20 protein-coding genes are annotated in these 24,618 nt (G+C 66.0%); 15 read left to right on the forward strand and 5 right to left on the reverse strand.

Annotation, left to right across the window (positions count from 1 at the left end):
- The first annotated feature begins 1 nt into the window (after position 1).
- The 14 genes from L632_RS0118765 to L632_RS0118830 all read left to right on the forward strand — a co-directional run bounded on the left by L632_RS0118765 (position 2) and on the right by L632_RS0118830 (position 16,994).
- A complete protein-coding gene (locus L632_RS0118765) occupies positions 2-1,399 on the forward strand; it encodes an FAD-binding oxidoreductase (RefSeq protein WP_028717344.1) in 1,398 nt (465 codons plus the stop codon).
- Positions 1,400-1,524: 125 nt separating this feature from the next.
- The gene (locus L632_RS0118770) at positions 1,525-3,189 is read left to right on the forward strand and encodes a thiamine pyrophosphate-dependent enzyme (RefSeq protein WP_028717345.1); all 1,665 of its coding nucleotides are present in this window, start codon (positions 1,525-1,527) and stop codon (positions 3,187-3,189) included.
- A complete protein-coding gene (locus tag L632_RS0118775) occupies positions 3,186-5,282 on the forward strand; it encodes a hydantoinase/oxoprolinase family protein (RefSeq protein ID WP_028717346.1) in 2,097 nt (698 codons plus the stop codon). Before L632_RS0118770 ends, L632_RS0118775 begins: the two co-directional genes overlap by 4 nt.
- On the forward strand, positions 5,279-6,913 hold the full coding sequence (locus tag L632_RS0118780) for a hydantoinase B/oxoprolinase family protein (RefSeq protein ID WP_028717347.1): 1,635 nt from the start codon (positions 5,279-5,281) through the stop codon (positions 6,911-6,913). Before L632_RS0118775 ends, L632_RS0118780 begins: the two co-directional genes overlap by 4 nt.
- The gene (locus tag L632_RS0118785) at positions 6,910-8,130 is read left to right on the forward strand and encodes a pyridoxal phosphate-dependent aminotransferase (protein ID WP_028717348.1); all 1,221 of its coding nucleotides are present in this window, start codon (positions 6,910-6,912) and stop codon (positions 8,128-8,130) included. Before L632_RS0118780 ends, L632_RS0118785 begins: the two co-directional genes overlap by 4 nt.
- Complete coding sequence (locus L632_RS0118790) at positions 8,127-8,948, forward strand: NAD(P)-dependent oxidoreductase (protein ID WP_028717349.1); 822 nt, start codon at positions 8,127-8,129, stop codon at positions 8,946-8,948. Before L632_RS0118785 ends, L632_RS0118790 begins: the two co-directional genes overlap by 4 nt.
- Positions 8,945-10,153 carry an FAD-binding oxidoreductase gene (locus L632_RS0118795; RefSeq protein ID WP_028717350.1) on the forward strand — a complete coding sequence of 403 codons (1,209 nt, stop codon included), beginning with the start codon at positions 8,945-8,947 and terminating at the stop codon, positions 10,151-10,153. Before L632_RS0118790 ends, L632_RS0118795 begins: the two co-directional genes overlap by 4 nt.
- Positions 10,154-10,218: 65 nt before the next feature.
- Entirely contained in the window at positions 10,219-11,133 is a 915-nt protein-coding gene (locus L632_RS0118800) for a LysR substrate-binding domain-containing protein (RefSeq protein WP_028717351.1), read from the forward strand.
- A gap of 126 nt (positions 11,134-11,259) precedes the next feature.
- A complete protein-coding gene (locus L632_RS0118805; RefSeq protein ID WP_028717352.1) occupies positions 11,260-11,979 on the forward strand; it encodes an SDR family oxidoreductase in 720 nt (239 codons plus the stop codon).
- Positions 11,980-11,985: 6 nt separating this feature from the next.
- Entirely contained in the window at positions 11,986-12,735 is a 750-nt protein-coding gene (locus tag L632_RS0118810; protein ID WP_028717353.1) for an SDR family NAD(P)-dependent oxidoreductase, read from the forward strand.
- Between the two features lie 110 nt (positions 12,736-12,845).
- On the forward strand, positions 12,846-13,877 hold the full coding sequence (locus tag L632_RS0118815) for an amino acid ABC transporter substrate-binding protein (RefSeq protein WP_028717354.1): 1,032 nt from the start codon (positions 12,846-12,848) through the stop codon (positions 13,875-13,877).
- Between the two features lie 95 nt (positions 13,878-13,972).
- Positions 13,973-15,151: an ABC transporter permease subunit gene (locus L632_RS0118820; RefSeq protein ID WP_028717355.1), complete on the forward strand. Its 1,179-nt coding sequence runs from the start codon at positions 13,973-13,975 to the stop codon at positions 15,149-15,151.
- Positions 15,148-16,233, forward strand: coding sequence for an amino acid ABC transporter permease (locus L632_RS0118825; protein ID WP_051476497.1), 1,086 nt, complete (start codon positions 15,148-15,150; stop codon positions 16,231-16,233). The genes L632_RS0118820 and L632_RS0118825 overlap by 4 nt, the downstream gene beginning before the upstream one ends.
- 11 nt (positions 16,234-16,244) lie before the next feature.
- Entirely contained in the window at positions 16,245-16,994 is a 750-nt protein-coding gene (locus L632_RS0118830; RefSeq protein ID WP_028717357.1) for an amino acid ABC transporter ATP-binding protein, read from the forward strand.
- Positions 16,995-17,505: 511 nt separating this feature from the next.
- On the opposite strand, the gene L632_RS0118835 is transcribed toward L632_RS0118830, so the two are convergent.
- Genes L632_RS0118835 through L632_RS0118845 form a run of 3 tightly spaced genes read right to left on the reverse strand, consistent with a single transcriptional unit; the run spans position 17,506 to position 22,420 of the window.
- The gene (locus L632_RS0118835; protein ID WP_028717358.1) at positions 17,506-18,618 is read right to left on the reverse strand and encodes an ABC transporter permease; all 1,113 of its coding nucleotides are present in this window, start codon (positions 18,616-18,618) and stop codon (positions 17,506-17,508) included.
- Complete coding sequence (gene rbbA, locus L632_RS0118840; RefSeq protein ID WP_028717359.1) at positions 18,615-21,353, reverse strand: ribosome-associated ATPase/putative transporter RbbA; 2,739 nt, start codon at positions 21,351-21,353, stop codon at positions 18,615-18,617. The genes L632_RS0118835 and rbbA overlap by 4 nt, the downstream gene beginning before the upstream one ends.
- Entirely contained in the window at positions 21,350-22,420 is a 1,071-nt protein-coding gene (locus tag L632_RS0118845; RefSeq protein WP_028714647.1) for an HlyD family secretion protein, read from the reverse strand. The genes rbbA and L632_RS0118845 overlap by 4 nt, the downstream gene beginning before the upstream one ends.
- A 269-nt stretch (positions 22,421-22,689) precedes the next feature.
- Here L632_RS0118845 and L632_RS24470 point away from each other — a divergent pair, with 269 nt between their 5' ends.
- A complete protein-coding gene (locus tag L632_RS24470) occupies positions 22,690-22,836 on the forward strand; it encodes a hypothetical protein (RefSeq protein ID WP_156929554.1) in 147 nt (48 codons plus the stop codon).
- Between the two features lie 411 nt (positions 22,837-23,247).
- On the opposite strand, the gene L632_RS0118855 is transcribed toward L632_RS24470, so the two are convergent.
- Positions 23,248-23,892 (reverse strand): 3-oxoacid CoA-transferase subunit B, encoded by a 645-nt coding sequence (locus L632_RS0118855; RefSeq protein WP_028716246.1) that lies wholly within the window; start codon positions 23,890-23,892, stop codon positions 23,248-23,250.
- Positions 23,892-24,611, reverse strand: a complete 720-nt coding sequence (locus L632_RS0118860; protein ID WP_028717360.1) for a CoA transferase subunit A — start codon at positions 24,609-24,611, stop codon at positions 23,892-23,894. Before L632_RS0118860 ends, L632_RS0118855 begins: the two co-directional genes overlap by 1 nt.
- Positions 24,612-24,618 lie beyond the last annotated feature (7 nt).

Consider the following 24,618-nt stretch of genomic DNA (forward strand, 5'->3'; position numbering starts at 1 on the left):
GATGAGCCTGCAGCAGGAACTGAAGACGATCCTCGGCGCCTCGGGCTGGATCGAGGGCGCGGATGCCGCGTCGTGGCAGCGCGACTGGCTGGATCGCTATGGCGAGGCGCCGCTGGGGGTGGCCCGTCCCGCCTCGACCGCCGAGGTCGCCGATGTGGTCCGGGCCTGCCATGCCGCCGGCGTCCCGGTGGTGGTGCAGGGGGGCAATACCGGGCTGTGCGGCGGCGCGGTGCTGGGGCGGGCAGGGGGCGTCATCCTGTCGCTGTCGCGGATGGCCACGATTTCGCAACCGGACGTCGCCAGCGCCTCGGTCGAGGTCGAGGCGGGGGCGGTGTTGGCCACCCTGCACGACGCGCTGGATGGATCGGGGATGATGTTTCCCATGCATCTGGGCGCCGAGGGATCGGCCCAGATCGGCGGGCTGATCGGCACCAATGCCGGCGGCAGCCATGCGTTCCGCTATGGCATGATGGCCGATCTGGTTCTGGGGCTGGAGGTCGTCCTGCCCGACGGCACGATCTGGAGCGGCCTTCGCGCGGTGCAAAAGGACAATGCGGGCTATCAGTTGCGCCGCCTGTTCGTGGGGTCCGAGGGCACGCTGGGCATCGTGACCCGCGCGGTGCTGAAACTGTTCCCCGCGCCGCGTCAGCGGGCCACGGCGTTTCTCGCCTTGCCCGATGAAGCGGCGGCGGTGCGCTTCGGGACGCGGTTGCAGGCAGAGGCGGGCCAGTTCCTGACCGGCCTGGAATTTTTCCCGGAACTTGGCTTGGAGCTTGCCCTGAAGCATGTCCATGGGCTGGCCTATCCGCTGGAGACGCGGGGCGGCTGCTATCTGCTGGTCGAGGTCGCGAGCGGCTCGGACAAGGTGCCTTTGGACGATATTCTGGGTGCCGTTCTGGAATGGGGCATGGCGGAGGGGCTTGTCCTCGATGGCGCCCTGGCCGCGTCCGAGGCGCAGCGCGCGGCTTTCTGGCGCCTGCGCGAGGAACAGCCCGAGGGCCAGCGGCTGGAGGGGGCGCAGCTGAAGCATGACATCGCGGTTCCGCCGGGCCGGATCGCCGAATTCGTGGACCGTGCGGGCGCGCTTTGCCGGGCGCTGGTTCCCGATGTGCGGATCAACCCCTTCGGCCATCTGGCGGACGGCAACATCCATTACAACCTGACGCCCCCCGAAGGGATGGCGGATTTCGCCGGTCAGGACCGTGAGCTTGCGCTGCGGCTGGCGCGGCTTGCGACCGAGATGGGCGGCAGCTTTGCCGCCGAACACGGTCTGGGCCGGGCGAAGATCACGCTGGCCGACGCCCTCCGCCCCGCCGCCGAACGCCGGCTGATGCGGGCGGTCAAGGCGGCGCTGGACCCCGAGGGCACGATGAATCCCGGCGCGGTGATCGGCAACTAAATCTTGTCGATGGGCCGGAAATCTTGATTTTGTCCGCCGCCCCGGACGGGCAGGATCACCCCAGACAGATGGTTCATTTGCGCCCGCTGGCCGGTTTTGAACGCCAGGGCAGGAAGGATACGGGAATGCGCAACGGAGGTCAGCTTCTGGTTGAAAGCCTGGTCGCGCTTGGCGCGGAAAAGGGTTTCGGCGTTCCAGGGGAAAGCTATCTTGCGGTGCTGGATGCGCTGCACGATACGCAAGGCAAGCTTGATTTCGTGCTGTGCCGGAACGAGGGCGGTGCGGCCTTCATGGCGGCGGCCTGGGGCAAGCTGACCGGCCAGCCGGGCCTGTGCTTCGTGACGCGCGGGCCGGGCGTCACCAATGCCTCGATCGGCGTGCATACCGCGATGCAGGATTCGGCGCCGATGATCCTGTTCGTGGGCCAGGTGGCGACCTCCATGAAGGGCCGCGAGGCGTTCCAGGAGATCGACTATCGCGCCGTTTTCGGCACGATTGCGAAATGGGCGGTCGAGATCGACGATGTCGGGCGCATCCCCGAGATCCTCGCCCGCGCATGGACCACGGCGCTGACCGGCCGTCCCGGCCCGGTGGTGATCGCGCTGCCCGAGGACATGCTGACCAGCCTGACCGACGCCGCGCCGCTGGCCGGTCCCGCGCGCATCACCGAGCCGGCCCCGACCGCCGAAGCCCTGGCCGAGGCGCTGGCGGTGCTGGAAGGGGCGGCACGCCCCCTGATCCTGCTGGGCGGCTGCAACTGGACCGAAGCCGGGCAGAAAGCATTGCAGGGTTTTGCCGAGGCCAGCGACATCCCGGTCGTCGCCGCTTTCCGCTATCAGGATCAGTTCGACAATTTCTCGCCGGTCTATGCCGGCGAGGCGGGGGTCGGCATGCCTGCCCATGTGCGCAAGCTGATCCTGGATGCCGATGCGATCCTGGCGATCAATGTCCGCTTCGGCGAGATGACGACGGACGGCTACACGCTGCTGGACGTACCGGTCCCGGCGCAAAAGCTGATCCATGTCCATGCCTCGGATCGTGAAATCGGCAAGATCTATCAGCCGACGCTTGGCATCCAGGCGGGGCCGAATGCCTTCGCCGCCGCCCTGCGCCCGGTAAAGGGCAACTGGGCCGCGTGGCGCGCGAATGGTCGCAAGGCCTACGAGGACGGTTTCGAGGCGCCCGCCCAGCCCTCGCCCGTGGATATGGTCCTGGCTACCGCGCATCTGCGCGAGGTGCTGCCCGAGGATGCGATCCTGACCAATGGCGCGGGGAATTTCACCGTCTGGCCGAACAAGTTCTACAAGTTCGGGCCCAAGGCGCGGCTGCTGGCGCCGCAATCCGGGGCGATGGGCTACGGCGTTCCTGCGGCGGTCGCCGCCAAGGTGGCCTTCCCCGAGCGCACCGTGGTCTGCTTCGCCGGCGACGGCGATTTCCAGATGAACTGCCAAGAGCTTGGCACCGCCATGCAGGCCGGCGCGCAGCCGATCATCCTGGTGCTGAACAACGGCATCTACGGCACCATCCGCGCCCATCAGGAGCGCAACTATCCCGGCCGCGTCTCGGGCACGACGATGGAGAATCCCGATTTCGTCATGCTGGCGCAGGCCTATGGCTACCACGCCGAACGGGTCGAGGCGACCGAGGACTTCCCGGCGGCCTTTGCCCGCGCCCGCGCCTCGCGCACAGGCGCGCTGCTGGAACTGAACATTTCGCCCGAGGCGCTGACCCCGCGCCAAACCCTGTCACAGATGCGCGAAGCCGCGCTGAAAGCAAAGGAAACCGCATGAGCGCCGCCCGTCAACAGATCCGGTTGGGTGCGGATATCGGCGGCACCTTCACCGACATCGCGCTGGATTGCCGCGGCACGATGTTTTCGACCAAGGTGCTGACGAATTACAGCGCGCCGGAACAGGCCATCCTGGACGGGATCGAGATCGTGACCCGCGACGCCGGCATCTCGCCCGCTGACCTGGACATCGTGATCCACGGCACCACGCTGGCGACCAATGCGCTGATCGAACGGCGCGGCGTCCGCACGGCGCTTGTCACCACCGAGGGTTTCCGCGACGTGATCGAGATGCGGACCGAGAACCGCTTCGAGCAATACGACCTGAACCTGAAGCTGCCCACCCCGCTGATCCCGCGCGAGGATCGTTTCACGGTCAAGGGCCGGATCGGGGCGCAGGGGCAGGAGCTTCAGCCGCTGGACGAGGCCGCGCTGGAAGAGATTGCCGACAGGATCGCCGCCGAGGGCTTCGGCGCCGTCGCCATCGGCTTCATCCATTCCTACATGAATCCGGCGCATGAACGCCGCGCCCGCGAAATCATCGCGGCCAAGGTCAATGTGCCGATCTCGATCTCCGCCGAGGTCTCGCCGCAGATGCGCGAGTTCGAGCGGTTCAACACCGTCTGCGCCAATGCCTATGTGCGGCCGCAGATGGCGGATTACCTGGCCCGGCTTCAGGTCCGGCTGAAGGAGATGGGGTCCGATTGCCCGGTCTTCATGATCCACTCCGGCGGCGGGCTGATCTCGGTCGAGACGGCGGCCGAATTTCCCGTGCGCCTGGTCGAATCCGGCCCGGCGGGCGGCGCGATCTTTGCCGCCGACGTGGCGCAGCGGTTCGGGCTGGAGACCGTGGTCAGCTACGACATGGGCGGCACCACTGCCAAGATCTGCCTGATCGAGGATTTCCAGCCCAAGACCGCCCGAACCTTCGAGGTCGCCCGCACCTATCGCTTCTGCAAGGGCTCGGGCATGCCGATCTCGATCCCGGTGATCGAGATGATCGAGATCGGGGCAGGGGGCGGCTCCATCGCCTGGGTCGATGCCATGGGCCGTATCCAGACCGGCCCGGAATCGGCGGCATCCGAACCCGGTCCTGCCTGCTATCAGCGCGGTGGCAAGCGCCCGGCGATCACCGATGCCGACCTGGTTCTGGGCAAGCTCGATCCCGACAATTTCGCCGGCGGCGCGATCAGGCTGTCGGTGGCGAATGCCGAAGGCGCCATCGCCCGCGACGTGGGCGACAGGCTGAACCTGCCCGCCGAGGCCGCCGCTTTCGGCATCGTCGAGGTGGTGGACGAGAACATGGCCAATGCCGCCCGCGTCCATGCGGTCGAGAACGGCAAGAACATATCGGACAATATCATGATCGCCTTCGGCGGCGCCGCTCCGCTGCATGCCGCGCGGCTGTGCGAGAAGCTGGGGATCGACGAATGCCTGATCCCGCCGGGCGCAGGCGTGGGTTCGGCCATCGGCTTCCTGAAGGCACCCTTCGGTTATGAGGCGCTGGCTTCGAAGATCGTGCGCCTGTCCGAATTCGATCCCGCGCAGGTCAATGCCTTGCTGGCCGATCTGAAGAGCACCGCCGAAGGCTTCGTCCGCGCCGGAACCGATGGCACGATCCAGCGCGAGATCACCGCCTTCATGCGCTATGTCGGCCAGGGCTGGGAAATCCCGGTCGCGCTGCCCGACCGCGATTTCGCCGCCGGGGATGTCGAAAGCCTGCGCGACAGCTTCCGCGAGAACTACGCCCGCTTCTTCGGTCGCGCCATCGACGGGCTGGACGGGCTGGAGATCGAGATCGTCACCTTCTCGGTCAAGGCGCAGGACGAACGCCGCGCGCCCGAGCGGGTGGCGATCACCCGCGGCGAGGGCCGGCCGGAAACGCCGGTTACCCGAGCGGTCTTCGACCCGGCGCAGGGCGAAATGCTGACCACCGCCATCGTCGAGCGCCAAAGCCTGACCCCCGGCGCCCGCGTCAGCGGCCCGGCCGTCATCGTCGAGCGCGAGACCTCGACCGTCGTCACCTCGCCCTTCGATGTGGTGATGCAGGCCGACGGCACCCTTCTTCTGACCCGCAAGGAGATCGCGGCATGAACGCCAGAACCCAGGATGCGACCCGGGAAATCCGCATGCAGGTCATGTGGAACCGGCTGATCTCGGTGGTCGAGGAACAGGCGATGACGCTGCTGCGCACCGCCTTCTCGACCTCGGTGCGCGAGGCGGGCGACCTTTCGGCCGGCGTTTTCGACCCGCAGGGCCGGATGCTGGCGCAGGCCGTCACCGGGACGCCGGGCCATGTGAACACCATGGCCGAGGCCGTGCTGCATTTCATCGCCGAAATCGGGCGCGACGACATGTTCCCCGGTGACACCTATGTCACCAACGACCCCTGGAAGGGCACCGGGCACCTGCACGACATCACCATGGTCTCGCCGTCGTTCAGGGGCGATGAACTGGTCGGTTTCTTCGCCTGCACGGCCCATGTCGTGGATGTGGGCGGGCGTGGCTTCGGGGCGGACGGCAAGTCGGTCTATGAGGAAGGCATCCAGATCCCGATCATGAAATTCGCCGAACGCGGCGAGGTGAACCGGGATCTGATCCGCATCCTGCGCACCAATGTCCGCGAGCCGAACCAGGTGGTGGGCGATTTCTTCTCGCTGGCGGCGTGCAACGATGTCGGCCACCGTCGGCTGATCGCGATGATGGAAGAGATCGGGCTGGAGAATCTCGACAACCTGGGCGAGTTCATCTTTTCCCGCACCCGCGCCGCCACGCTGGAACGCATTCGCGCGCTTCCCAGGGGAAGCTGGTCGAACGAGCTCTGGACCGATGGCTATGATGAGCCGGTCAAACTGGCTGCCACCGTGAGTTTCGGCGAGGATGTGGTGCATATCGACTTCACCGGCACCGACGGGCAAAGCCGCTGGGGCATCAACGTGCCCCTGATCTATACCAAGGCCTATGCCTGCTATGCGCTGAAATGCGTGGTGGCGCCGGATATTCCGAACAACTGGGCCTCGCTGGAGCTGTTCACGGTCTCTTCGCCGGTCAATATCCTGAACGCCGAGCGTCCGGCTCCGGTCAGCCTGCGCCACGTGAACGGCCATATGGTGCCCGATCTGGTGCTGGGTGCGGTCGCCAAGGCCATGCCTGGCCAGATCCTGGCCGAGGGCGCCGCGGCCTTGTGGAATATCCACATCTCCGCCCGCCCGGTCGCCGGGCAGGAAGGGCGCCGCGCGGAAATCCTGATGTTCAACTCGGGCGGCATGGGCGCGCGGCCGGGACTGGACGGGCTTTCGGCGACGGCCTTTCCCTCGGGCGTGATGACCATGCCGATCGAGGCGACCGAGCAGACCGGCCCGATCACCGTCTGGCGCAAGGAATTGCGCCCGGATTCAGGAGGGGACGGCGAGTATCGCGGCGGGTTGGGGCAGATCATCGAGATCGAAGCCGCGGACGGGCATGAGTTCGACTTTTCGGCCATGTTCGACCGGGTGGGCCATGCGGCCAGGGGTCGTGACGGCGGAAAGGACGGCGCGCCGGGCAGGGTTGCGCTGGATGACGGCACGGAACTGAGGCCCAAGGGCTGGCAGCATGTGCCGGCCGGGCGCCGGCTGGTCCTGCAACTGCCCGGCGGCGGCGGTTTCGGCGACCCGGCCCGGCGCAGCAGCGAGGCGCGGGCCGAGGATGCCTTCAAGGGCTATGTGACGGAGAAGGGCAAATGAGCTATGTGGCAGACCGCCTTGCGGCGGTGAAACCCTCGGCCTCGATGGCCGCCTCGCAAGCGGCCAAGGCGCTGCGGGCGACCGGGGTCGATGTGATCGACCTGGGCTTGGGAGAGCCGGACTTTCCGACACCCGCCCATGTCGCGCAAGCCGCGCACAAGGCGGCGCTGGCGGGCGAGACGCTTTATACCGCCTCGGCCGGCACGCCTGCGCTGCGCAAGGCCGTGGCCGAGAAGTTCCGGCGCGAGAACGGGCTGGATTACGGTCCCGACGACATCGTGGTGGCGAATGGCGCCAAGCAGATCATCTTCAACGCGCTGATGGCGACGCTGAACGACGGCGACGAGGCGATCCTGCCCGCGCCCTATTTCGTCAGCTATCCCGAGATGGTGAAGCTGCTGGGCGGCGTCCCGGTGATTGCCGAATGCCCGGCAGAGACCGGCTTTCGCCTGACGCCCGAGGTTCTGGAAGCCGCGATCACCCCACGCACGAAGTGGCTGTTCCTGAACATGCCCGGCAATCCCTCGGGCGCGGTCTATTCGCGGGACGAGTTGCGTGCGCTCGGCGCGGTGCTGGCGAAGCATCCGCAGGTGCTGATCCTCTCGGACGAGATCTATGAGCACATCATTTTCGACGGGCGCGCATTCGTCAGCTTCGGCGCGGCCTGCCCGGAACTGAAGGACCGCAGCCTGATCGTGAACGGCGTCGCGAAAGCCTATGCCATGACCGGGTGGCGCGTCGGCTATGCCGCCGGTCCCGCGCCGCTGATCAGGGCGATGAACACGGTGCAGAGCCAGAGCGTCACCTCGGTCGCCGCGCCCATGCAGGCCGCGGCGCTGGCGGCGCTCACCGGCCCGCAGGATTGCATCGCCCGGTTCCGCGAGGCTTTCCAGCGCCGCCGCGACCTGGTGGTGGCGGGGATCGCGAAAATCGACGGGTTGACCCTTCCGGCCCCCGAAGGCGCGTTCTATGCCTATATCGGCTGTGCGGACCTGATCGGTCGTCGCACGCCCAAGGGGGAGGTGCTGGCCGATGACGTGGCCGTGTCGAATTATCTGCTGGCCGAGGGTCATGTCAGCTCGGTGCCCGGCTCGGCCTATGGGCTGGCGCCCTTCTTCCGCATCTCGACCGCCACCAGCGACGAGATCCTGACCGAGGCCATAGCACGGATCGCCCGTGCCGTGGCGGCGCTTGAACCAGCCGAGGTAACCGCATGACTGCCCCACGTTTCGACACCATCCTGATCACCGGGGCCGCCGGCCGTCTGGGCAGCGAATTGCGTCGCGGCCTCGCGCCGCTGGCACGCAGGTTGCGCCTTGCGGACGTGGCGGAGATCAAGGACATCCAGCCCAACGAAGAGGTTGCCGTTTTCGACCTGGCCGACGAGGCCGCGGTGCTGAAGGCGACCGAGGGCGTCGATGCCGTCGTCCATTTCGGCGGCGCGCCGCTGGAGCGCCCCTGGGACGAGATCCTGAATTCCAATATCCGCGGCAGCTACCACATCTATGAAGGTGCGCGGAAGAATGGCGTCAAAAGAGTGATCTATGCCTCGTCGGTGCATGCCATCGGCTATTACCGGCTGGAGGACCATATCGACGCCAATGCCCGCCAGCGGCCGGACAGCCTTTACGGGCTGTCGAAATGCTTCGTCGAGAATCTGGGCCAGCTCTATTGGGACAAGTTCGGTATCGAGAGCGTTGCCCTGCGCATTTTCTCGTCCTTCCCCGAGCCGGCCGACCGGCGGATGCTGTGGTCCTGGCTTTCCTTCGACGACTGCGTGCGGCTGGTCACGGCCAGCCTGACCGCGCCGCGCGTCGGCTGCACCATCGCCTTCGGCATCTCGGACAATGCGGTGAAGCCGGTGGACAACCGGCTGGCCGGGCATCTGGGCTATCATCCCCAGGACAATACCGAAGGCTTCCGGGCCGCCATGGAAGCCAAAACCGACCCCGCCGATCCCCATGCCCCCGCCGTGCAATGCCTTGGCGGCTGGTTCGTGGACCTGGGCCACCCCGACGACGAGGCAGCGCAATGAAGGACAGCTATGACGTGGTCATCGTCGGCGGCGCCGTCATCGGCTCGGCGGTGGCCTATTTCCTGACCGCGAACCCGGATTTCAAGGGCTCGGTCCTGGTGGTCGAGCGCGACCCCACCTATCTGAAGGCCGCGACCTCGCTGTCGTCCTCGTCGATCCGGGTGCAGTTCTCCAACCCGGTGAACGTGAAGATCAGCCAGTTCGGCAGCGCGTTCATCCGCGACTTCGCCGAGACGATGCAGGTGGCGGGCGAGCCGAAGCCCGACCTGAACTTCCATCCCGGCGGCTATCTCTTCCTAGCCAATACCGAGGACCAGGCGCGCACCCTGCGCGAGAACCACGAGGTCCAGCGGGCCTGCGGCGCCGATGTGGTGCTGTGGGGGCAGGAGGATCTGGCCCGCGCCTTCCCGCATCTGAATGTCGACGACATCCTGCTGGCCTCTTATGGGCAATCGGGCGAAGGTTGGTTCAACAACACCGGCCTGATGTATGGCTTCAAGGCCAAGGCCCGTGAGCAGGGTGCGGAATATGTCACCGACGAGGTGGTGGCGATCGGCCGCGAAGGCAACCGCGTCACCTCGGTCACGCTGAAATCCGGCGCGGTGATCCATGCGGGAACGGTCGTGAATGCCTCGGGTCCGCGTGCGGCGCTGACGGCGCGGATGGCCGGCCTTGACGTGCCGGTCGAGCCGCGAAAACGCACCCTGTTCGTCTTCGATTGTGCGAAGACCCCCGAGGGCACGGCCCAGGTGAACGCAGGCCGCCTGCCGCTGATGATCGACCCCTCGGGTGTCTTCTGTCGCCCCGAGGGCCGGTTCTTCCTGACCGGCTGTGCGCCGGTTGAGGATCCGGCGGTGGACTGGGACGACTTCGAGCCGCGCTACGAGGAATTCGAAGAGATCATCTGGCCGACGCTCGCCGAACGCTCGCAAGCCTTCGAGGCGATCAAGGTGGTGAACCAATGGGCGGGCCACTATGATTTCAACACCCTGGACCACAACCTGATCGTCGGACCGCACCCGGAAGTGACGAATTTCATTTACGCCAACGGCTATTCCGGGCATGGCTTGCAGCAGGGGCCCGCAGCGGGTCGCGGCGTGTCCGAGCTGATCGTCCACGGTGGCTTCCGCACGCTCGACCTGTCCGAAGTCGGCTATGAGCGCATCGTCGAAAACCGGCCCTTCCTGGAAAAGGCGGTCATCTGATCGCCGGAAAAAGGCGAAGGAACCATGCGTTTGAAACGCTGGATTGACGGAAGTTCGGGGCGGCCATGAGCGACCGCCCCTTTCGCCTGCCGCCGTTGAACGCGTTGCGCGTCTTTCACACCGTCGTGCGGCATTGCAGTTTCCGGGCCGCCGCCGACGAATTGCTGGTGACGCCCCAGGCCGTCAGCCAGCAGATCAAGCTGCTGGAGGAAACCCTGGGGCTTGAGCTGTTCGAGCGCAAGGGCCGCGTCATCGAGCCGAACGAGCAGGCGATCCTGCTGGCGCATTACATCCAGTCCGCCTTCGAGGAGATGGAGGAGGGCGTGCGCCGCGTCACCAAGGTCGGACGGCGAACCCGGATCAATGTGAATGCCAGCCCCTATTTCGCGACACGCTACCTGCTCGACCGGCTTGCGAGGTTCCGGGAAACCATGCCGGATGCCGATCTGCGCCTGACGACGATGGTCGATCTTCCCGATTTCGTGGCGGATGACGTGGATGTGGCCATCCAGTGGGGCTATGGCACATGGAAGCCCTATGAGGCGAGCCTGCTTCTCTATGATTACAAGGAAATCTGCTGCACGCCTGAAATCGCCCGCAAGATCGGGGATCCCGATGATCTGAGAGGCCTGACGCTGCTGCATTCGGTTCTGTCGGATCGGCTTTGGCCCGATGTGCTGGCCCATCTGGGCGTGAAAGCGGAGGTTTCAGGGGCTGCGATCCGCTTTCAGGATGCCGCGACGATGCGGCGCGCGACGGTGGCGGGGCTTGGCGTCGGCCTGATTTCGACCATCGATGCGGAAGAAGACCTGAAACTGGGCAAGCTTGTCGCCCCCTTCGGGCGGGGGATCATGCAGGACATGCCGCGCGAGCACGTGCCCGGCTTCTATCTGGTCCTGCCCAAGGCGCATCGCCGGGTCAGCGCCATCGCGGCATTCTGCAAATGGATCGCGGAAGAGGACTGGACCCAGCCCCAGTGACCGGAGAGGGCGCGATACGCCGCCCCTCGCGCCGGTGAAAGGCAAGAAAAACTTGTCGATCCAGCACTTTTCTTGATTTGGTTGCGCCCCCCGATGCTGCACGCTTCTGCTTGAAAGGATGCAGGCATGACTCGAGCTTTGGTCACAGGCGCCACCAGCGGAATCGGACGGGCAATCGCATTGTCCCTGAGGGATGCCGGTCACGAGGTGATCGCCGTCGGACGACAACCCGACGCGCTGGCGGATCTTGAGGCGCAAGGCGTCAGAGGTCTGGGACTGGACCTGGCCGAGCCGGCGGCTCTCCGTTCACTCGCGGAATTGGCGCCGGACATCCTTGTCAACAACGCGGGCATGATGCCGGCGATGGTGAACTTCTGTGACCTGCCCGAGGACGAGATGCAGAGAGCCATCGCGGTGAACCTGACCGCGGTGCTGCAACTGACTCGGATGATCGCGCCGGGCATGCGCCAGCGGGGCAGGGGCCATATCTTCTTCACCGGTTCGACCGCAGGCCATGCGCCGTTCCCGAACCTGGCCGTCTACTGCGCCACCAAGGCGGCCATCGGCGGTTTTGCCCAAGCCTTGCGTCTGGATATGGCGCCGCATGGCGTGCGCGTGACCGAAATCGTCGCGGGCCGTGTCGAAAGCGGTCTTTACAAGGATCTGCTGTCGGAGGAGGCGCGCGCGGCGATGTATGCCGGCAACTCCGCCGTGCAGCCGCAGGATGTCGCCGCCATGGTGCTTTCGATCTGGAAGCTGCCGCAGGCCGTGGATGTCGCACGGTTCGACATTCTTCCCACGCATCAGGCGACAGCAACCGGCGGCCAGAACAGGAAACAAGGATAAAGGCAGATGCAGGGACTTTCGGTCTTAATCGTGGGCGGCGGTGCCGGGCTGGGCGCGCTGATCGGCCGCATGGCGGTGGAAAATGGGGCTTCGGCCTTGGGGATCATCGACCTCGACCCCGATGCGGCTGAGGCGGCACTGGCCCCGGCGCGAGAGGCCGGCATTCCGGCCGCATTCGCGGCCTGCGACATCCGCACCGCCGATGCGGCCCATGCGGCGCTGGACAAGGTGGCCGACGAGTTGGGCCGGATCGACACGCTGGTGAACTCGGCCGCCATCTATCCCAGAAAGCCGATCCTCGAGATCACGGATGCCGATTGGGACGCCTCGAATGCGATCAACGTCAAGGGCACCTATCACATGATGGTCGCGGCGGTCCGCAGGATGCGGCAGCAGTCCCTGAACGGTCTGGTGCGCGGGCGGATCGTCAACATCACCTCGGTGGATGCCTTCAAGGCGCATCCGCAGAATGCCCATTACGCTGCCACCAAGGCCGCCGTGGTCAGCCTGACGAAAAGCATGGCGCATGAAGTCGCCCCCGACGGAATTCTGGTCAATTCGGTCGCGCCGGCCGGCATGGCGACGCAAAAGGCCCGCGAGCTGGGATTCCTTGCCGAGCTGGCGAAGGCCAGCCCCCTGGGCCGCGGCGGCGAACCGGAAGAGATGGCGGAATGGGTGCTGATGGCCGGCGGCCCGAAGAATACCTATATGACCGGAGAAAACATAATTGTTTCAGGTGGTTACATTTACGCCTGACACTGTTTCCCTATCCGCGGCGCCAGAAGCGGAAAACCTGGCGCGAAACGCAGGCCGCGGCGGGATCAAGACCGAATGCCTGTAAACAAATGCCAACACGGGAGTGGGCTATGAACTGTTTTCTGAAAACCGGCATTGCCGCCGGTATCCTGACCCTTTCCGCCGCCGGAGCCTTCGCAGGGAACGGCGACACCCTGAAGACGGTGAAGCAGCGCGGCGAATTGCTGTGCCCGGGCCATAACGGCTCGTATCTGGGCTTTGCCGAAACCGACGATCGCGGCAACTGGAAAGGGATCGACATCGAACTGTGCCGCGCCATCGGCACCGCCATCCTTGGCGATCCGTCCAAGGTCCGCATCATCCCGCTGTCCTGGGAACAGCGCTGGCCGTCGCTGCAATCGGGCGATGTGGATATCATGATCAAGGCCTCGGGCGGCACGCTGAGCCGCGACACCGACCTGAACATGCAATTCTCGAACTCGTACTATCTGGGGACGACCCGCGTCCTGGCCCATAAAGAACTTGAGCTGGAAAGCCTCAAGGATGCCGAGGGCGGCACGATCTGCGTCATGGCGGGCACCTCGCAGGAAAAGCAGCTGACCTCATATCTGCAGCAGATCGGCATCGAGATGGAGGTCGTCGCGATCGAACGCACATCCGAGCTGGAGGGTGCCTATTTCTCGGGCCGCTGCGATACCTACATCCAGTGGGGACCGGTTCTGGCTGTGTCCCGCGCGGCATCGAACGATCCCGAGGCGCATGTCATGCTGCCCGATATCGTCGCGTTGGAGCCCTCGGTGATGTTGATGCGTCAAGGGGACGACAACTGGGTCGATATCGCGAACTGGACGCTGAGCGCGCTGCTCTTCGCCGAACAGGAGGGCATCACATCGGAAAACATCGATGAGATGAAGGCGAATCCGCCCACGGTCGAAGTCGGCAAGTTCCTGGGTGCGACGCCGGGCATGGGCGCGGGGCTGGGGCTGTCGGACGACTGGGCCTATAACGTGATCAAGAAAGTCGGCAACTATTCCGAAATCTTCGAGCGCAGCTTGGGACAGGAATCGCCCTACAAGATGGACCGCGAACTGACCGCGCTGTGGAAGGACGGCGGCGTGCTGTTCCCCTACATCATCGACTGACAGGAGCAGGGGCAGTCCCGCAAAGCGGGCAGAGCGATCCCTATCCCGATCGCTCTGTCATGCGGTTTCACAGCGACATGTTGGAGGCTCTCTGCATGACAACGATTCCTTTCTGGCGCCGCAAGAAAATCCGCCGGCAGGTGCTTCAGGGCGCCTTTCTCGCGGCCATCGCCGCGATCCTGATCATCGGCGCGACGACCGCGCAGAGGAACCTTTCCGCGCAGGGGATCTCGTCGGGCTTCGGTTTCCTGTGGCGCGCGACCGGCTGGGAGATGGGGACCTCGCTGCTGCGGACATCGCCCGGCGATCCCTATTGGTGGTTCATCTTCAACGGCATCCTGAATACGTTGCTGATGGGCTTCGTCGGGCTGTTCTGCGCCACCTTGCTTGGCCTGGTGATCGGCCTTGCGCGCAGTTCGAAAAATGCCCCGGCGCGTCTGCTTGGCACGATCTATATCGAGATCTTCCGCAACATCCCCCTGATCGTGCAACTGTTCTTCTGGTATGCGGTGGTCACGCAACTGCCCAATCCCCGGAATGCCATCCAGATCGGCCATGTCATGCTGACCGGTCGCGGCCTGCACTTTCCCGGTCTGAACGTGACCGTGCTGTCGGCCGTGGTGGCGATTGCGATCATGATCGCCGCGCTGTTCGTCATCTTGTGGATCGCGGTCGCCCGGCGTTTCGGCAGGGTCGAGTCCGCGCGCCGCCGCCTGCTGAGCCTGGGCGTTCTTGTGACCGGCATCCTTGGCGCGGCGGTCGCGCTATCCTGGGGGCGTATCCCCGAGACCCCGCTGGTCAGCCTGCCCGAGTTGCGCGGCCTCAACATTCGCGGCGGCTTCCAGTTGCGGCCGGAAATCTATGCGCTCGCCTTTGCCATCACCGTCTATGGGGCGGCCTATATAGGCGAGATCGTGCGCGGCGGCTTCAAATCCGTTGGCCGCGGCCAGGTCGAGGCCGCGCAGGCGCTTGGCCTGTCGCCCTGGCGGGTGTTCAGCCGGGTGCGGATGCCCTTGGCGGTCCGCGCCATGCTGCCGATCCTGATCAACCAGTATGTCTGGCTGATCAAGGCCACGACGCTGGGGATCGCGGTCGGCTTTTCGGACCTCTTCATGGTCATCGCCGGGTCGATCACCCATTCGGGCCAGACGCTGGAACTGATCGGCATCCTGATGGCGGGCTTCCTGATCATCAACTTCTCGCTTGCCGCTGTGCTGAATCGCGTCAACCGCGCCATCGCCCTGAAGGGCAAGCAGATCGGAGTAGCACAATGACCGATCTTTCGATCCATGCCCCCGACCCGTCGCAGCGCCTGTGGCGCCGGTTGCGCAGCGAATATTTCGCCTCGCCGCTGGGCTCGATCCTCACGCTGGTCTGCGTCGCCATCCTGGGCCTGCTGATATGGTGGGTTCTGGATTGGGCGCTGTTCCGCGCCACCTTCGAGGCCGACGCCCGCGCCGCGGAATGTCGGGCGAATGGTGGTGCCTGCTGGGCCGTCATCGCCAATCGCTGGCGGCTGATCATGTTCGGCATCTATCCCTATGACGAGCAATGGCGGTCTGCGCTGGCCTGCGTGATCGTCATCGCGACCGTCGTTCTCAGCTGCCTGCCGCGCATGTGGGGCATCATACGGCTGGCTGCGATCTGGCTGTTTGCCGCCCTGGCCTTCTATATCCTGATGAAGGGCGGAGCACTGGGCCTGTCGCGGGTCAGCGAGGAGCAATGGGGCGGGCTTGCCCTGACCTTGTTCCTGTTCGTTTCGACTGTCGTGATCGGGATGCCGCTGGCGGTGATGCTGGCCCTGATGCGCCGATCCGAGATGCCGGTCATCGCCAGGGTCACCGGGCTTTTCATCGATGCTATCCGTTCGCTGCCGCTCCTGGCGATCCTGTTCACCTTTGCCGTGGTGCTGCCTTTCGTGTTGCCCGCCATGCTGACGGGCGAAAAGCTTTACCGGGTGATCGTGGGACTTGCGATCTTCTTCGCCGCCTATCAGGCCGAGATCATCCGCGGCGGGCTGCAGGGCACTGCCTCCGGACAAGAGGAGGCCGCCAAGGCGCTTGGCATCCCCTATCGTTACCGCATCAGCCGGATTGTCCTGCCCCAGGCCTTTCGCCTGGCCTTGCCTGCCACCATCAACCAGATCGTGATCACCTTCATGGAGACCTCGCTGGTGGTGGTGGTCGGCTTTGTCGAGCTGCTTGCTGCAGGCAATGCCGCCTATAACACCGGAGAATGGAAATTCGCCTATGTCGAGGTGTATGTCTTCATCTCGGCGATCTATTTCACCTTCGTTTTCGGCCTGTCCCGTTATGGCGCCTATCTTGAGCGGCGCATGAATATCGGCCGCCGATAGGAGCCTGCCAGATGAGCAATCGCCAAGCCCCCGCCATCGAGATCACCGGCCTGAACAAGTTCTATGGCAGTTTTCACGCTTTGCGGGATATCAACTTGACCGTTTCCCGAGGAGAGAAGGTGGTCGTCTGCGGGCCGTCCGGTTCGGGCAAGTCGACCATGATCCGCTGCATCAACCAGCTCGAAGAACATGATGCCGGCACAATTCGGGTTCTCGGCACGGCGCTGGACGACAGCGTGGGAAGCATCGACGAGATTCGGCGCGAGGTCGGCATGGTGTTCCAGCATTTCAATCTGTTCCCGCATATGACGGTCATGGAGAACTGCACGCTGGCCCCGATGCTGGTGCGCAAGACCCCGCGCGCCGAGGCCGAGGCGACGGCGATGCGTTTCCTGGAAAAGGTCCGCATCCCCGATAAGGCCGAGAAGTTCCCGGGCCAGTTGTCGGGAGGCCAGCAACAGCGCGTCGCCATCGCCCGCGCCTTGTGCATGAAGCCCGAGATCCTTCTGTTCGACGAACCCACCTCGGCGCTGGACCCAGAGATGATTGCCGAGGTGCTCGACGTCATGAGCAGCCTCGCGACCGAAGGCATGACGATGATCTGCGTCACGCATGAGATGGGCTTCGCCCGCAAGGTTGCGGACCGGGTGATCTTCATGGATCGCGGCGAGATCGTCGAGGAAGCGGCCCCCGACGCGTTCTTTTCAAATCCTCAGAATGAACGGACCAGGCGCTTCCTGTCGCAGGTGCTTGGTCATTGAGAGAGCGGCCGCCAGCGTGATCGCGGAATAAATTGAACGTAAAGCCAACGGGTGGGAGACATGCCGAGGTGACTTGCGCTGGCTGCCGCATGGTCGATCATGGCTTCTGCGCAAGCGGAAACGGCCTGGATTATGGCTGCGGGTTACACCGAAGGAAGCTTCTTTACGCAAGATATTGAGACCAAAGCGGGAGTTGAAATAGATCTCCTTGACTTGCGCAGGGCTTCTGCACCGGCAGGCCCATAAGTTCGGTCGATGAGGCTCCCTCGGGCTTTCGAAATAGTCCTGAAGGCCGAACGGGGTGGCCCAAATCCTCAAAGCGGGCTGCAGGCGCCTGCCGGTTCACAAACCGCGCGCCTCCGCATCCGGCGGCCAGAAAGCGGTTTGAACGAATCGCGCTTTATGTTAATTGATTGATCAGTCAAGTTGTGGTGGTTTGACGTGTTACCGACTGCCGGACCTCCGGGTCCGGCTTCTCTCAGACCACCACCGCGCGCGCTGTTTCCCGCCATCAGCTCAGGAAGCGGCGGAACTGCCGCAGCGCCAGCCAGAACAGCGCGCAGCCGATCACCGCCAGCGCCAGAAGCTGCGGCCAGACCACGCCCAGCCCCGCGCCCCGGAACAGCACGCCCTGCGACAGGATGACGAAATGCGTATTGGGCGCCAGCGCCATCAGCGCCTGGATGATGTCGGGCATACTTTCGCGCGGGGTCATGCCGCCGGACAGCACCTGAAGCGGGAACAGCACCAGCATCAGAAGCAAGCCGAATTGCGGCATCGATCCGGCCACCGTGGCCAGGAAGATGCCCATCGAGGTGGTGGCGAACAGCATCAGCGCCGCCGCGGCGATGAACAGCGGCACCGAGCCCGCGACCGGCACCTGCAGCGCCATCTGGACCACCACGGTGATCGCGAAGCTGGAGGCCAGCAGCACGACAAGGCCCATGGACCAGACCTTGGACAGCATGATCTCGGCCGCGGTCACCGGCATGACCAGCAGGTGCTCGACGGTGCCGTGTTCCTTTTCGCGGATCAGGGCGGCGCCGGTCAGGATGATCGACAGCATGGTCACGGCGTCGATGACGCTGTTGATCGCGCCGAACCAGCCTGCGTCCAGCGCCGGGTTGTAGCGCGCCCGCAGCGCCAGTTCGACCGGCAGGACGGTTTCCTCGCGATGGCCGGCCGTGAATTCCTGGACCTCGGCCGCGACGATCTGCTGGACATAGCCGCTGCCGGTGAAAGCCTGGCTCATCCGGGTGGCGTCGACGTTCAGCTGGATCGCGGGATGGCGGCCGGCCAGCAGGTCGCGCTGGAAATCGGGCGGGATGTCCAGCGCGAAGGTGTCCAGCCCCTCGTCCATGCGGCGGTCCATCTCGGTCGTGGTGATCAGCCGCGGCGTGCCGAAATAGGGCGGGGTGAAGGCGCCCACGATGCGCTCGGAGAGGGCCGAGCGGTCCTCGTCCACCACGGCGATGGCGGCGTTGGACAGGCTTTCCGGCATCGCCTTCGATTCGGTATAGATCGACAGCGAGAAGGCATAGACGATCAGCAGCAGCATGGCCGGGTCGCGCCACAGCCCGCGCAGTTCCTTGATGCCCAGGTTCCAGACGTTGCGCAGCCTCATTTCGCCTGTTTCCTCAGCAGCAGGGCGCTGAGCCCCAGGATCAGCGGCCCCGCCGCCGCGAGCGCCGCGAAGGCCATGCCCAGATCGGCAAAGCCCAGCCCCTTGGAGAAGGCCCCGCGCGAGGCGATGATGAAATGCGTCGTCGGATAGACCTCGCCGATGGCGCGGCCGACGCCCTGCAGCGAGGAAACCGGGTCCAGCAGCCCGGAATATTGCGCGCCGGGGATCATGGTCAGCAGCACGGTCGCGAACAGCGCCGCCGCCTGGCTGCGCATGAAGGACGAAATCAGCAGTCCCATGGCCGTGGTGGCGGTGACATAGAGCGCCGCCGCCAGCGCCAGCGCCGCCAGGCTGCCGGTCAGCGGCACCCGGAAGGCGAAGACCGCGAAAGCCGTCATCAGCGCGAAATTCAGCATTGCCAGCGCCACATAGGGCAGTTGCTTGCCGATCAGGAATTCCAGCCGCGTGACGGGCGTGACGTAGAAATTGATGATCGAGCCCAGCTCCTTTTCCCGCACCACGCTCAGCGTGGTCAGCACCGCCGGGATCAGCAGCAGAAGCAGCGGGATCACCGCCGGCACCATGGCGACCAGGCTTTTCACGTCCGGGTTGTAGCGGAATCGCGTCACCAGCTCGAAGCTGCCCTGCACGGCGGCATCGCCATGCGCCTCGCGGGTCTTGCGCATGATCCAGTCGGCATGCATGCCCTGCACATAGCCGCGCACCGTCTCGGCCCGGGTCGGGTTGGCGCCGTCGATCCAGGCGCCGACCTGCACCGCGCCGCCGCGCGCCACGTCGCGGGCGAAGCCGGGCGGGATCTCGATGGCCAGCGCCAGGGTGCCGCTGCGCATCCGCGCGTCCATGTCGTCATAGCCTGCCAGCGGCTCGGTTTCGGTGAAATAGCGCGAGCCGGCGATGTCCAGAACATAGTCGCGCGAGGTCGCGGTCTGGTCGCGGTCGAGCACGGCGAAGCTCAGGTCCTCGACATCCATGTTGATGCCGTAGCCGATGACGAACATCAGGATCAGGCTGCCCAGCAGCGCCAGCGTCAGCCGGATCGGGTCGCGCCGCAGTTGCAGCGATTCCAGCCGGGAATAGCTGAACATGCGCGCCAGGCTGAACCAGCCGCCGGTCCGGGCGGACGTTTCGGCCGTATCGACCAGCGGGGCGGGGGCGGGCTCGTCGCCGATCGCCTCTTGCAGATAGGCGACGAAGGCGTCGTCCAGCGTCGCCGCGCCCTTGGATTGCCTGATCGCCTCGGCCGTGTCGCTGACCAGCACCCGGCCGGCATGCATCAGCGAGATGCGGTCGCAAAGCTCGGCCTCGTTCATGAAATGGGTCGAGACGAAGATCGTCACCCCGTCCTGGCGCGACAGCTCGCCCAGCATCCGCCAAAAGGCGTCGCGCGCCACCGGATCGACGCCCGAGGTCGGCTCGTCCAGGATCAGGATCTCGGGGCCGTGGATCATCGCCACGGCCAGCGACAGGCGCTGGCGGATGCCGAGCGGCAGGGCGTCGGGCAGGTCGTCCGCCACGGCCTCAAGCCCGAAACGCTCGATCATCCGCCGGACGCGGTCCGCGACCTGTCCGGCCTCCATGCCGAACAGCCGCGCGTGCAGGTCGAGGTTCTGCCGCACCGTCAGCTCGGAATAAAGCGAGAAGGACTGGCTCATGAAGCCGACCCGGCGGCGCACCGCCATGTCGGACGGATCGACCCGGGTCCCGAACAGCCGCGCCGTGCCCTCGCTGGGTTCGAGCAGGCCGGTCAGCATCTTCATCGTCGTGGTCTTGCCGCAGCCGTTCGAGCCGAGAAAGCCGAAGATCTCGCCCTTGCCGATGCGGAAGCTGACATCGTCGACGGCGGTGAAATCGCCGAAGCGCATGGTCAGGTGCCGCGCCTCGATGGCGGTCTCGCCGTCATCGGCGCGGCGCGGCGGGATCGAGACCGGCTCATGCCCCCGTCTTTCGCTGTCGGGCAGAAGCGCGATGAAGGCGCGGTCCAGATCCTCGGCCCCGGTGCGTTCCAGCAGCTCGGCCGGGCTGCCGGTGGCCAGCACCCGGCCCGCGTCCATCGCCACCAGCCAGTCGAAGCCGGCGGCCTCCTCCATATAGGCGGTGGCCACGATCACGCTCATGCCCGGGCGGTCGCGGCGGATGCGGGCGATCAGCTCCCAGAACTGGCGGCGGGACAGCGGGTCGACGCCGGTGGTCGGCTCGTCCAGGATCAGCAGGTCCGGGTCGTGGATCAGCGCGCAGCACAGGCCCAGCTTCTGCTTCATGCCGCCGGAAAGCTTGGCGGCGGGGCGGTCGCGAAACGGCGACATGCCGGTCGCCGCCAGCAGCGCGTCGATGCGGCGGGCGCGCTCGGCCAGGCCGTGGCCGAAAAGCCGGCCGAAGAAATCCAGGTTCTCGGCCACCGACAGCGTGGGATAGAGGTTCCGGCCCAGCCCCTGCGGCATATAGGCGATGCGCGGGCAGATGCGGGCGCGGTGGCGGGCGTCGCCCATGTCGCCGCCCAGCACCCGGATCTTGCCCTGCTGGATCGCCCGCGCCCCGGCGACCAGCGACAGCAGGCTGGACTTGCCCACCCCGTCCGGGCCGATCAGCCCGACCATGCGGCCGGCGGGAACGGCCAGCGTCACTCCGTCCAGCGCCACCGCCTTGCGATAGCGCAGCGAGACGCCGGCGATCTCGGCCACCGGCGGGTCGTCGGGAGGGTCGGGCAGGGCGGTCATTCTACCAGGTTGGACAAGGCGTCGGGCCAGGCGACCTCGGCGTCGATGCGCACATAGGCGGTGCCGGGCAGGCCGGTCTTGACGTAGTTGCTGTATTTGCGCAGCAGTTCGGGATCGATCTGGGCGCGGACGCGGAACATCAGCTTTTCGCGCTCCTCGGCGGTCTCGACGGTCTTGGGCGTGAACTGCGCCACATCCGCGACATAGGAAATCCGCGCCGGAATCACGTATTGCGGGGCGGCGTCCATGACCAGCCGCGCCTCGGCCCCGACCTCGACCCGGCCGGCCTGCGAGGTGGGCAGGAAGAAGGTCATGTAAACGTCCTCCAGATCGACCAGGTTCAGGATGCGCCCGCCGGCCGCGACGATCTCGCCCTCTTGCGCGATGCGGTATTGCACCCGGCCGTCGCGCGGCGATTGCAGCGTGGCGTCGCCGATCTGCACCTCGACGGCCTCGATCGCCGCCTGCGCCGCGTCCACCGCCGCCTCGGCATCGACGACCTGGGCGCGGGCGGTGCCGATCCCGGCCTCGGCGGCGGCAAGGTTCGCCTCGGCCGAGGCCAGCGCCGCCTGCGTCTCGCGCCCCGAGGCCCGCACGTCGTCCAGCACCTGCTGCGAGGCGACGTTGCTGCGCGCCAGGCTTTCGGTGCGCGCCAGTCGCGCCGCCGCCGCATCCGCCGCCGCCCGCGCCTGCTCGACCGCGGCCTCGGCCGCCTTGTGCTGCGCCTCGGCCTGGGTCACCAGGCTCTGCGCGGTCTCGACCCCGATGCGGGCGCGGCGCAGCTGCGCCTCGGCCTGCCGCTTCTGCGCCTCGAGCTGCAGCGTGTCCATCTGCACCAGCAGGTCGCCCTTGCGCACGACCTGGCCCTCGGCGGCCTGGATGCGGGCGATGCGGCCGGCGGACAGGGCCGAGATGTCGATCTCGGTCGCCTCGATCCGGCCATTGCCCGAGGCGATGCCGGCCAGCTGGCCGTCCCGCGACAGGTTCTGCCAGGCCAGCCAGCCGACGATGGCCAGAACGGCGAGGGCCGCGGCCCCGCCCCACCAGGATCTTGCCTTGCCTGCCATGCACGACCTCCGCGATCAGAAACGGCGCCGGATCGGTCCGGCTGCGACGGCGCGAATCGCGTCGCCCTGCCACAATAGCCGCCCTGCGCGCGACGCGCTCTGACCAAAATGCCGCTGCTCCGCTTGCGCCGGAAATCCCCAACCCGTTGCCGATCCTTCATGAACCCTGCAAGGCTGCCGGGGCAGCCCCGCCAAAGGGACAGGTTGCCGGGTTCCATGACGCCGGGTAATTTTTCCGACTTCAGGTCCCTCATGGCCCCTGTGACAACATGCGCGAGCTGATCGTCTTCCCTCCGACGCGCAAGCCGCTCAGGGAGGTCTTTCTGGATCGCTACCAGCGGCAGCAGCATCCGGCCGAGATGCTGAACTGCGCCGCGCACATGATCCTGACCATCGACGCGCCCGAGAAGCCATAGCGACACCATGCCGACGGCGATACACGTGGCCCCAGCGAATTGCGTCATCCTGCTCTCTTCCTGCGCATGACGATTCTGTCCGGTCGGCCTTCATGCTAGCACCCCGGGCCGGTGGCCTGCATGACAGCCCTAGGCCCAAAGACGAAACCCCGTTCGCAGCCGCGCCCGGCAAGGCCGGTGCCACGGATGGCGGCTCCTGCCGCGCGCAAAAGATGATGTCAGAACAGGTTGCGAGCCGGGCACGGAGGCCGCGCCCGAATCCGGGGATTTTCGTCCCGCCCTCCGCAGGGGCGGGACCGGCATCCCGCCATCCCCCGCGGAACGCCGTCCTTCTTTCTTGTCCAAATATCCTCGGGGGTGAATTGCGGCTTCAGCCGCAAGAGGGGGCGGAAGCCCCCTCCCCCTGTCAGCTCACCCGACGATCGCCGCCTCGGTCGCGGCGCGCAGCGCGTCCTCGCTGACGCCATCGGCCAGCTCGACGATCTTCAGCCCGCCCGGAACCACGTCCAGCACCCCCAGATTGGTGATGATCCGGTTCACCACGCCCTGGCCCGTCAAGGGCAGGGTGCAGGATTTCAGCACCTTCGACTCGCCCGCCTTGTTGGTGTGGTCCATCACCACCACCACCCGGCCCACGCCCGCCACCAGGTCCATCGCCCCGCCCATGCCCTTGACCAGCTTGCCGGGGATCATCCAGTTCGCCAGGTCGCCGTTCTCGGCCACCTCCATCGCCCCCAGGATCGCCATGGCGATCTTGCCGCCGCGGATCATCGCGAAGCTCTCGGCGCTGTCGAAATAGGCGGTCTGCGGCAGCTCGGTCACCGTCTGCTTGCCGGCATTGATCAGGTCCGGGTCCTCCTCGCCCTCGTAAGGAAACGGCCCGATGCCCAGCATGCCGTTTTCCGATTGCAGCGTCACATGCACCCCCTCGGGGATGTAGTTCGCCACCAGCGTCGGGATGCCGATCCCGAGGTTCACATACCAGCCGTCCTGCAGTTCCTGCGCGGCCCGCGCCGCCATCCGGTTGCGGTCCCAGCCCTTGATTTCGGCGGCCATCAGACGGTCTCCTTCTTGCCGGTCGTGTCGGAGACGCGCGAACGTGTCGTGCGCTGCTCGATGCGCTTCTCGTGCTGGCCCTGGATCAGCCGATGGACATAGATCCCCGGCAGGTGGATGGCGTCGGGATCGAGGCTGCCCGTCGGCACGATCTCCTCGACCTCGCAGACGCAGATGCGGCCGCATTTCGCCGCCGGCACGTTGAAGTTGCGCGCGGTCTTGCGGAACACCACGTTGCCCGACTCGTCCGCCTTCCAGCCCTTGACGATGGCCAGGTCGGCGACGATGCCGCGTTCCAGGATATAGGTCTCGCCGTCGAAATCGTGATGCTCCTTGCCCTCGGCGATCACCGTGCCGACGCCGGTTTTCGTATAAAAGCCCGGGATGCCGGCGCCGCCCGCCCGCATGCGCTCGGCCAGCGTGCCCTGCGGGTTGAACTCCAGCTCCAGCTCGCCCGAGAGATACTGGCGCATGAACTCGGCATTCTCGCCGACATAGGAGGAGATCATCTTGCGGATCTGCCGCGAGTCCAAGAGCTTGCCCAGCCCGAACCCGTCCACGCCGCAATTGTTGGAGGCGATGGTCAGCTCCCTGGTCCCGGCGCGCAGGATCGCCTCGATCAAAAGCTCCGGGATGCCGCAAAGCCCGAAGCCCCCCGCCGCAATCACCATCCCGTCACGAAGCAAACCCCCAAGCGCCAAATCCGCGCTGGGATAGATCTTGTTC

It is taken from the genome of Paracoccus sp. J39 (assembly GCF_000518925.1).
GTDB lineage: Bacteria > Pseudomonadota > Alphaproteobacteria > Rhodobacterales > Rhodobacteraceae > Paracoccus.

Bases quoted from the DNA above. Each gene is read 5' to 3' on its own strand.
- L632_RS0118800 (WP_028717351.1), top strand. From the start codon at position 10,219: ATGAGCGACCGCCCCTTTCGCCTGCCGCCGTTGAACGCGTTGCGCGTC.
- L632_RS0118770 (WP_028717345.1), top strand. From the start codon at position 1,525: ATGCGCAACGGAGGTCAGCTTCTGGTTGAAAGCCTGGTCGCGCTTGGC.
- L632_RS0118795 (WP_028717350.1), top strand. From the start codon at position 8,945: ATGAAGGACAGCTATGACGTGGTCATCGTCGGCGGCGCCGTCATCGGC.
- L632_RS24470 (WP_156929554.1), top strand. From the start codon at position 22,690: ATGCGCGAGCTGATCGTCTTCCCTCCGACGCGCAAGCCGCTCAGGGAG.
- L632_RS0118775 (WP_028717346.1), top strand. From the start codon at position 3,186: ATGAGCGCCGCCCGTCAACAGATCCGGTTGGGTGCGGATATCGGCGGC.
- L632_RS0118765 (WP_028717344.1), top strand. From the start codon at position 2: ATGAGCCTGCAGCAGGAACTGAAGACGATCCTCGGCGCCTCGGGCTGG.
- L632_RS0118855 (WP_028716246.1), bottom strand. From the start codon at position 23,892: ATGGCCGCCGAAATCAAGGGCTGGGACCGCAACCGGATGGCGGCGCGG.
- L632_RS0118845 (WP_028714647.1), bottom strand. From the start codon at position 22,420: ATGGCAGGCAAGGCAAGATCCTGGTGGGGCGGGGCCGCGGCCCTCGCC.
- L632_RS0118835 (WP_028717358.1), bottom strand. From the start codon at position 18,618: ATGAGGCTGCGCAACGTCTGGAACCTGGGCATCAAGGAACTGCGCGGG.
- L632_RS0118805 (WP_028717352.1), top strand. From the start codon at position 11,260: ATGACTCGAGCTTTGGTCACAGGCGCCACCAGCGGAATCGGACGGGCA.
- rbbA (WP_028717359.1), bottom strand. From the start codon at position 21,353: ATGACCGCCCTGCCCGACCCTCCCGACGACCCGCCGGTGGCCGAGATC.
- L632_RS0118790 (WP_028717349.1), top strand. From the start codon at position 8,127: ATGACTGCCCCACGTTTCGACACCATCCTGATCACCGGGGCCGCCGGC.
- L632_RS0118785 (WP_028717348.1), top strand. From the start codon at position 6,910: ATGAGCTATGTGGCAGACCGCCTTGCGGCGGTGAAACCCTCGGCCTCG.
- L632_RS0118815 (WP_028717354.1), top strand. From the start codon at position 12,846: ATGAACTGTTTTCTGAAAACCGGCATTGCCGCCGGTATCCTGACCCTT.
- L632_RS0118825 (WP_051476497.1), top strand. From the start codon at position 15,148: ATGACCGATCTTTCGATCCATGCCCCCGACCCGTCGCAGCGCCTGTGG.
- L632_RS0118820 (WP_028717355.1), top strand. From the start codon at position 13,973: ATGACAACGATTCCTTTCTGGCGCCGCAAGAAAATCCGCCGGCAGGTG.
- L632_RS0118830 (WP_028717357.1), top strand. From the start codon at position 16,245: ATGAGCAATCGCCAAGCCCCCGCCATCGAGATCACCGGCCTGAACAAG.
- L632_RS0118810 (WP_028717353.1), top strand. From the start codon at position 11,986: ATGCAGGGACTTTCGGTCTTAATCGTGGGCGGCGGTGCCGGGCTGGGC.
- L632_RS0118780 (WP_028717347.1), top strand. From the start codon at position 5,279: ATGAACGCCAGAACCCAGGATGCGACCCGGGAAATCCGCATGCAGGTC.